Origin of the sequence: Nostoc sp. UHCC 0251 (genome assembly GCF_034932245.1) — a bacterium.
GTDB lineage: Bacteria > Cyanobacteriota > Cyanobacteriia > Cyanobacteriales > Nostocaceae > Nostoc.
In genome coordinates this window covers 1-8,545 of record NZ_JAYGHD010000150.1, presented here as the reverse complement: position 1 = coordinate 8,545, position 8,545 = coordinate 1, and the positions used below count along the sequence as shown (strand labels likewise).

Here is an 8,545-nt window from a genome sequence, read left to right as displayed (position 1 = left end):
AAGGCAGATAGCGCAGCGTTAGCGAGTCCGCGAGCGTCGGGCAGAAGGCAGGAGGAATAATGTTTTCTGCCAAGAAGCCCGTGACAATCATGAAACAAGGGTTTAAGACCCCCACCAAATTTTCTTGTTTTGTGGCCCCAGTTTAGGAGGGGTTTGAATCCTCTTCTAAATTGAACCTTCTGCCCCCTGCCTCCTGCCTCCTGCCTTCTTCAATTAGGCTCTTTCTCTGTTTGAGTATCAGAAATGCGGGTTAACCACCCCAATAACCTGCCAATTTGAAGACTACTGGCAAGACAGATGATAATAAGGTGTTCAAAAGTGGAACTGTAATTCTCGTTGTTGCCCCAGCAACCGCCTCATTGTAGACACTCTGCCAAGCTTCTGGCCCGCTAGTAGATTGTCCATGAACTTGTGTACTAGCAGCTAACGTTAAGCCAAGCGCAGCTAAACCAACTAGTATTGTGCGACGTTTCAACATTATTTCTTGATACCTAATAGTTCACCAAGTTTATTGGGTAAGGTAAAGCGAAAAAGTACAGGACATACTTAAACTTTTCGCTTTACCTTACCTAATAACTTTCAAATTTAATCAAGTACAAATTGCTACATCCAGCAATTAACAACTCATTATAATCTTATTTGCTGTTTAACACTAGAGTTTTAGCTATTGAAAAAAATTATGGAAATAATAAAAATAGTATTAAATTTATAATGAACAGCTGTGTTAAAAAATTAATAATTTAATAGAAAAATCATCTATCTTAAGAAATAAAATTAGATTAATTGCAGCTAGTAAAAGATAATCAGTATAGGTAAAAAACTCTTTAAAGCCTTATAAGCAAAGTTTATTAGATCACTGGAACATCAACCGGATTCGGTCGCGCTCTAGCAGAAGCGGTTTTAGAACGCGGCGACAAAGTTGTGTTGACGGCACGAAAAGATTATCATTCTTATTAAAGCTATTTTGAGTATTTTAACTGATTGACAAAAGGCAGTTTATCTTAACCTCTTGACAATGACTTCTAGATAATTTTTATAAAGTTTTCATTACAATCCAATACGGTTCAGTTAAGACTAAAAACTGTTGTGAGGATATGAAAAGCAGGAGTGTTATTTATTATTGAAATTAATAAATATTGCTGGCGCACTAGCGGGAATTTTTGCTTTGGGGTAGTAAAATATTTTGCATAAAGCGATCGCGTCCTGCTGTCTTTGCTTGATACAACGCCCGATCTGCGGTGTAAATCATTTCTTCCATGTCAGAATCTGGCTGAGGAATTTCTGTGGTAAACCCGGCACTCAGGGTTACATAAGGACTAACTTGGGAATTTTTATGAGGAATTGCTAGTGTGCGGACAGCATGGCAAATGTTGTCGGCAACATGACTCGCCCCCTCGGCGTCTGTGTTGGGTAAAATCACAGCAAATTCTTCTCCACCATAACGGGCAACTAAATCTCCGGGACGCTTAATAATATCTTTGATGGCTTTAGCAATTTCTTGAAGACAGCGATCGCCTACCCGATGACCATAGGTATCGTTATATAATTTGAAGAAATCAACATCACAGAGAATCAGGGAAATGGGACATTTATCCCGTTTCATGCGTTGCCACTCTTGGTTAAAATACTCTTCAAACCGTCTGCGGTTAGCGACTTGAGTTAAGCCATCGATAGTAACTAATCGCTGCAATTCTAGATTAACGGCTTCCAGTTTTTGCTGTAACTGAGATTGTTTTTGCTGTAACTGAGATTGCTGAATCAAACGTTTTACCCGTTGTCGCAAAACTGGCCAGTGGACTGGTTTGGTAATATAGTCCATTGCCCCCACTTCAAATGCACGGTCAACTGACTCTTGATCATCAAGCCCTGTAATCATTAAAATTGGAGTGTGCTTATTATGATCAAGAAGCTCCAACTGAGTGCAACACTCGAACCCATCCATATCTGGCATCATGGCATCAAGAAGTACTATATCAGGGTGCAATTGGTTAAAAACTTCTATTGCCTCTATGCCATTTTGAGCTTCCGCTATTTGATAGCCTTCCCGCTCCAAGAAATGCCGCAGTATCATGCGGATAAAAGGTTCATCATCAACAATTAGAACTAAAAATTGGCTTTCTTGAGCATTGGCTTTCATGATACTTCCTTTACAAGTTCTTTTTGTAAGGCAGTTTTAACCTGTTCATATTCCTGATATAGTTGTGAGAGTAATTCTAGGTTGTTTTCTAATTTACTGCTGCGTCCCTGTGCTTCTAACACCTTGCAAAGCTGCGCCAGGGCGATCGCTCCAACAGAAGCACTGCTGGACTTGAGTTGGTGGGCTATCTTCCATATAGTTTGGGTATCGTGCGTTGTGATAGCTGTGCTCATATCTTGCACTAGTCTCGGTGTTTCTGTAAGATAACACTCAATCAGTTCGGCAAATGCCACACGATCTCCTCTGAGCATATTCCGCAAGGATTGAAGAATTTTGGGATCAATTTTGACGCTTTGTAACGTTTGGTTTTGTCCTGGCTGTAGAATATATGGCGAAGGTTGCAATTCTGGGCACATCACTTTACCTGGTTGTCTTATGACAGTAAATTCAGAACTTCTTTGGGGTGGGCATTTGCTGAGTGCCTCAGCTAACTCTTGAAGCTGAATGGGTTTGCTAATGTAGTCATCCATACCAGCAGCAAGGCAGACTTCGCGATCGCCCTGCATTGCATTGGCAGTTATCGCAATGATATAGGGACGAAAACCCACTCCCCATTCTTGACAGATTCTCCGAGTTGCTTCTAACCCATCCATTTTGGGCATGTGGATATCCATCAACACTACATCATAGGTCTGTTTTTGCAAAGCTTTGAGCACTTCTAGCCCATTGGTTACGACATCCGCTACATAACCCATTTTCTGTAGCATCAGTAGGGCAACTTTCTGATTCACAACCGTATCCTCTGCCAGCAGAATCCTCAGTGGCAGTCGATGGGCCAAATGCCGATCAACTAAGGGAAAATGAGAAATACTGGCTTGGATTGGCTGATTTCCCAAAACACGGGTAATAACATCGTAGAGTTGAGACTGTTTGATGGGTTTGCTCAAAGAGGCAGCAAAGTGGACATCATTAAAATCGGAGGAAGTTTCTAGTCTACTCAAAGAGGTCAAAATCACCAAAGGCAGGTTTTGACAACCAGGTTGCTTGCGGATTTGACGAGCTAGGGTTATGCCATCCATTTCCGGCATCTGCATATCTAAAATGGCAATATCAAACTGCATTCCCTTAGCAAGTTGAGCTAAAGCTTCTTTACCAGATTTGGCAGCATAAACTTGCATCTTCCAAGACTCTGCTTGCAAGCTGAGAATTTGGTGATTGGTCAGATTGTCATCCACAATCAACAGGCGCTTGAATGCTAGCTGTACAGTTGAAGTGCTTAATTCAGCTTGTTCTGATTGATCTGCCACTTTGGTAGTAATAGTAAAGTAAAATGTTGAACCTTGGGAAAATTTTCTACTTTCCCATTTAGGTCTAGGATTGCCACCGACAAACCCCTGGCTTTCCACCCAAAGGGTGCCGCCCATCATTTTACTGAGCCGCTTACTTATGGCCAGTCCCAACCCTGTGCCGCCATATCGTCGAGTCATAGAAACATCAGCCTGAGTGAAGGGTTGAAATAAGCGCTCTATTTTCTCTGGTGCGATGCCAATACCTGTGTCTTTGATAGCAAATTGAATTTCGTAAAGAAGTTGCGGCTCTTTAACAGGGATAGGGGGCTGGGGACTAGGTGCTGGGGAATGGGAAGAAGTTTCTTGATCCAAATCCTCATTACCCAGATTTCTCAATCCCCAATCCCAAGTCCCTAGATCAACAGAGAGTAACACTTCTCCATTTTCAGTAAACTTAATCGCATTGTTGAGGAGGTTCATCAAGACTTGGCGCAGACGTGTCATATCGCCAATGATCTGAGTGGGAACTTGCGGCTGGATCAGGTAAGCTAATTCGATATCCTTTTGGGCAGCTTTAGGAGCTAATAGGGAAATAGCCTGCTCCACACAAGCTCTCAAATCAAAAGGCTGTTCTTCTAATTCCAGTTTGCCCGACTCAATTTTGGAGAAATCTAGAATGTCGTTGATGATGGTGAGCAAAGCATCTCCGCTACTGCGAACTGTTTCTACTAAGTCTTGCTGTTGAGGCGTAAGATCGGTATCCAGCAGTAGATCAGTCATGCCAATAACAGCATTCATTGGAGTCCGAATTTCGTGGCTCATCATCGCCAAAAACTCACTTTTTGCTAGATTCGCGGCTTCTGCCTGACGTTTTGCCTGCTCCAAGGCAAAGTTTTTCAAGGTAAGTTCTTCACGTTGGCGGGTTTCTTGTTCCAGTAAGTGAGCCTGTGCTAAGGCAATACCCAGTTGAGCCGCCACTGCTTCTAACAATTCGATTTCGTCTTGTGTCCACTGGCGAAAATAGCTGCACTGATGTAAGCCGATCGCACCATTGGGTTCTCCTTGATATGAGGTGCGAATTGACAGCATGGATTTTAGCCCAATTTGTCGGCAGATAGGTTCAGCCGCCTGGAGTAAAGGATCAACGTACACATCACAAGAAGCGATCGCTATTTCTTGTGCCATCATCTGCTCGGCATGAGGATTATTGGTCATAGGAATTTCCAATTTCAACATGGAGCAGTAACCAGGAAGTATATTATACTCTGCTACTAGGGGAATTCGGGGTGTGGGGTCGCTAATGTAGGAATGAATCAGACAGCGTTCAGCTCCAAATGCTTGGCCAATTTGAGTAGCAGCCGTCTCAAAGATTCTGCTGATATCAAGACTTTGACGAATTTCCTGAGTAATTTGTTTAAGTAGTAGGGTTCGATGCAATTGCTGTTGCAGTGCAACTTTTGCTCGTTTGTTTTCGGTAATATCGTGATTAATGCCAACAGTAGCAACAGTTTCCCCCTGTTCATCCTGTAAAGATACTACGGTTGTTTCGCAAATTCCCTCACTGCCGTCTTTGCGAATAAAGTGTATTTCTCCTGACCAGCGTCCTTGCTGGTTAAGTCTTTCAAGAATTTTGTTGGTCAGCACTGTGGCTTCTTCTGGTTTATGCAAGATACTGGGAGTTTTAGCTAAAACCTCGGCTTTGCTATAGCCAAACATGATTTCGGCAGCAGAATTCCAGTCAATAATATTTCCGATTAAATCTGTGATAATTACGCCATCATGCATATTTTCAAAGGTGAGGGCTTGCCGACGTAGACTAGCTTCAGCAAGCTTGCGATCGCTAATATCTGTCTGAATTCCAATGAAGTGGCTTAACTTACCATTTTCGTCATGGATCGGTGAAATACTTAATTCATTCCAGAACAAGGTACCATCTTTGCGATAGTTACGAAGAACAACTTTGCAACTAGTTCCAGCTTGAAGAGATGAACGCATCTCATTGAGTGGTAGTTGCTGTGTATCTGTGCGTTGCAAAAATCGACAGTTTTGCCCAATCACATCAGTAGCACTGTAGCCTGTTATTTTCTCAAAAGCTGAGTTGACGTAAATAACTGGATTATGGGCAAGTCTGGCATCGGCAATAATAATTCCATTACTGGTAGCAGCAAGTGCCCTCTCCCTTAGTCTCAAGGTTTCTTCAACCAGCTTCAAGTCAGTAATGTCAAACATAAACCCCCTCAGCATAGTAGGACTTCCTGCTTCCTCAACTACGCTAACAACATTTCGCAGCCAAACAACTCGCCCATCAGCTGCTAACATCCGGTATTCCAATTCGTGATTTTCGCACCTAGCAGTTGCTTCTTGGCAAAAACGAACAGACTTTTCTCGATCGTGTGGATGTAAATGATTGAGCCAAAAATTTTCCTCGTACCACTCTGCGATCGGATAATTTAGCAGGTCTACCGCTTGCGGCCCAACATAAATAAATCGCCAAGTTTTCAAGTCTAATTCCCAAGGGATGACCTTAACAGTTTCCAGCAACTGTCGTAAATGATTTTCGCGCCTGCGGAGGATAATTTCTACCTGTTTATGTTCAAAAATCCTGTGAGTTAACTCCTGATTTAGTGCTGTTATGTGCTGGTTACTTGCTTTCATCATCAATGCAAAATAGATTGATAATGTCAGCGTGACAACAACCAATGGCCCTGCAATCAATACTAATTGTGTTAATAACCCCGGAGTTTGGATTAAAAGTCTCTGCCAGAGTAAGACTACAGAGATTGAGAAGGAAATCCCCAGCGACAGCGCTAGTAATTCTCGTTGGCGGAAAAAATTCACAGCTTTTAACCAGTCATATTGGTGCTGTTTGACCACTGATTAACCCTCCAGCACTTTCAGGGCTTATTGCGCTAACTTTTACTTTTAAGTAATCTAAAATATTAATAGCAAGGGGGCAATTACGGAATTTATTTTTAAGTTAAATATTTGTATATAATCTTGTCAAAAAAACTTAATAATTTTTGGCTCTAATTACTGTTTTTTTTGATAGCAGCAAATTGTCCCTACAGGCTTCTTTACGAGATGCACTCGCGCCAATGTGCCGCTGACGCGAATAAACTTAAAGTTCTTAAAGTTACTGGCTCACCAACACCCTACGCGCAAAGGCTTACTATCTGGTAAATTGGTCAAGGTGGCTCGGCAACTCGAATTTGAACAGGTAAATTAAAGGTCGATATGCTCGTTTACAACATCCAGAGTTTTTAAGTGAAGCGTGAGCAATTTGGAGTTGGAAATGATATCTCTGATGGGCTACACCTACGCATTTCTAATTTTTTTTATCACACGTGTTATAGAAATCCAGAGGTAGGCTTACTATACACCTACTTTTAAGCAAGTTATGCCTATGATCGCAAGAAAGGGATTAAAAGCAAGGGTTAAAGGGATTGAACCTAATTCATAATTATTAATTCAAATTCATAATTAAAAAGAGTTTGTACCTGATACCTCTAGACCCGGATTTCTCACCACACCCCTTAAAGTCTGCGCTTGTGCAGGGGAGCAGGGGAGCAAGAGAGCAGGGGAGCAAGAGAGCAGGGGAGCAGGTTCGCTAGTGGGAGAGTTTAATGTGCCTTGTTCTTTCCCCTCTGCCCCTCTGCCCCTCTGCTCCATCAAACGCCTGAAGCTTGTGAGAAATACGGGTACAGGTAGTTTTGTTTCAGGTGGGGTTGAAATTCCCTTATTGAACATAATTATGAATTATCAATTATGAATTTTATTTTTCCCTTAACCCTTCCCTTTTCGCCACAAGAGTGCAAAAGTCTCTTTTGCAAGAGACACCCATGAACAGAGTGAGTACAAAACGCTCGTGCGAACACAATTCAGAACGAATATCTCTTTCTCTGTTCCCTATCACTCGTAAACTGTTCTCTATTTTCAAGATAGGTTTATTGCCTATACTTATGCTTTAAATCACAGCTTCTTCTTGGCGCTGGCAATCAAAAACAACCATGTAGGAAGCATTTGGTATTTCCTGAGGGAGATGCCGCATATAGCCATCGGCATCAGAACGGCTGCGGAAACGTGCAACAATCTCCCGTTGCGTATTAGGAAGTAGACGAGCGATCGCCCAAGAATTGAGACGTTCTTTATAGGCAATGGGCTGATTGTCTACTTTGGTAGCTTTGTAATCCGTATTTTCTGGCATAATTATGTTAACCGTATGAAGTTTAATGAAAGGCGTTAATTAGTTTCTAGGTAGGAATGCACCAACGCTTTTTTTTAAATGCTGCTGCCACCTTGTTATTCGATTATTTATAAATTGTCAACACTTAGCGCTATCTTTTGGACCAATTAACTTGGAATTTGCAGATGGCTATGAATCTTAAAGCCTTAATTTCCAATTGTTTCCAGGGCACAACAATGCTCAAGCAGAAAGTTTGGCAAGTACTGGGTATGCATGATTTGTATGCATACACCTAAGTAAAATCTGTAACAGTATTAAAATCAACGCTAATGTCTTAAAAAAGACTATTAAAAAATCAGTTGAGCATAAATAATCATCCTATGCTGCATCAACAAGTAAAGAATTGGTATTGAATTATGAAGTAGTTAGAAGTTTTTTCTAACAGGGTCATAGAATAAAAGTGCTTAAGAACAATGGAGGTGAAAATACTATGTCAATTAAATTTTTACCAGACATTGAGGATTTAGCCGAAGGTCTTGGTATTACAGGTATTGCAGCATTGCTTCTTCTACCAGTATTCGCACCAGTAATCAGCGGTGTAGGTAAACCAATTACCAAAGCAGTAATTAAAAGTGCAATTCTTTTCTATGAAAGCAACAAAGGAGCGATTGCAGAAATGAACGACACTTGGCAGGATATGGTAGCAGAAGCAAGGACTGAGCTTGCTGAAAGACCCCTGAAGTCAGCTCAACCCACAGAATAGACGTTTCTTACGCTAAGTAGACCGGAAAAATAACTATAATCAGCTTTTACAAGGAGCCAGTACGAATGGCACTAAGAAAAGCCCAAAGACTTATTGTATCCTCGTTCCCAGCCTGAACGGCTGGGAACGAGTTCCGAGAGGCTCTGCCTCTTGTCAAGCTATGGAGGCGGAGC

General features: G+C 41.7%; 5 protein-coding genes and 1 pseudogene. 2 read left to right on the top strand and 4 right to left on the bottom strand.

The window, feature by feature from the left end:
* Window positions 1–250 precede the first annotated feature (250 nt).
* The gene (locus VB740_RS15770; protein ID WP_323200915.1) at window positions 251–478 is read right to left on the bottom strand and encodes a hypothetical protein; all 228 of its coding nucleotides are present in this window, start codon (window positions 476–478) and stop codon (window positions 251–253) included.
* A 374-nt stretch (window positions 479–852) separates the two neighbouring features.
* Between VB740_RS15770 and VB740_RS15765 the strand changes: the two are divergent.
* Window positions 853–939: pseudogene (locus VB740_RS15765) on the top strand (short-chain dehydrogenase/reductase); the annotation flags it as partial.
* A gap of 208 nt (window positions 940–1,147) precedes the next feature.
* On the opposite strand, the gene VB740_RS15760 reads toward VB740_RS15765, so the two are convergent.
* The 3 genes from VB740_RS15760 to VB740_RS15750 form a co-directional block, all read right to left on the bottom strand.
* Window positions 1,148–2,137: a PleD family two-component system response regulator gene (locus VB740_RS15760; protein ID WP_323200914.1), complete on the bottom strand. Its 990-nt coding sequence runs from the start codon at window positions 2,135–2,137 to the stop codon at window positions 1,148–1,150.
* On the bottom strand, window positions 2,134–6,300 hold the full coding sequence (locus VB740_RS15755; protein ID WP_323200913.1) for a PAS domain S-box protein: 4,167 nt from the start codon (window positions 6,298–6,300) through the stop codon (window positions 2,134–2,136). The genes VB740_RS15760 and VB740_RS15755 overlap by 4 nt, the downstream gene beginning before the upstream one ends.
* A 1,090-nt stretch (window positions 6,301–7,390) precedes the next feature.
* Window positions 7,391–7,630 carry a hypothetical protein gene (locus VB740_RS15750; protein ID WP_323200912.1) on the bottom strand — a complete coding sequence of 80 codons (240 nt, stop codon included), beginning with the start codon at window positions 7,628–7,630 and terminating at the stop codon, window positions 7,391–7,393.
* A gap of 469 nt (window positions 7,631–8,099) precedes the next feature.
* Between VB740_RS15750 and VB740_RS15745 the strand changes: the two genes are divergently transcribed.
* Complete coding sequence (locus VB740_RS15745; RefSeq protein ID WP_323200911.1) at window positions 8,100–8,372, top strand: DUF5132 domain-containing protein; 273 nt, start codon at window positions 8,100–8,102, stop codon at window positions 8,370–8,372.
* Window positions 8,373–8,545: the final 173 nt, after the last annotated feature.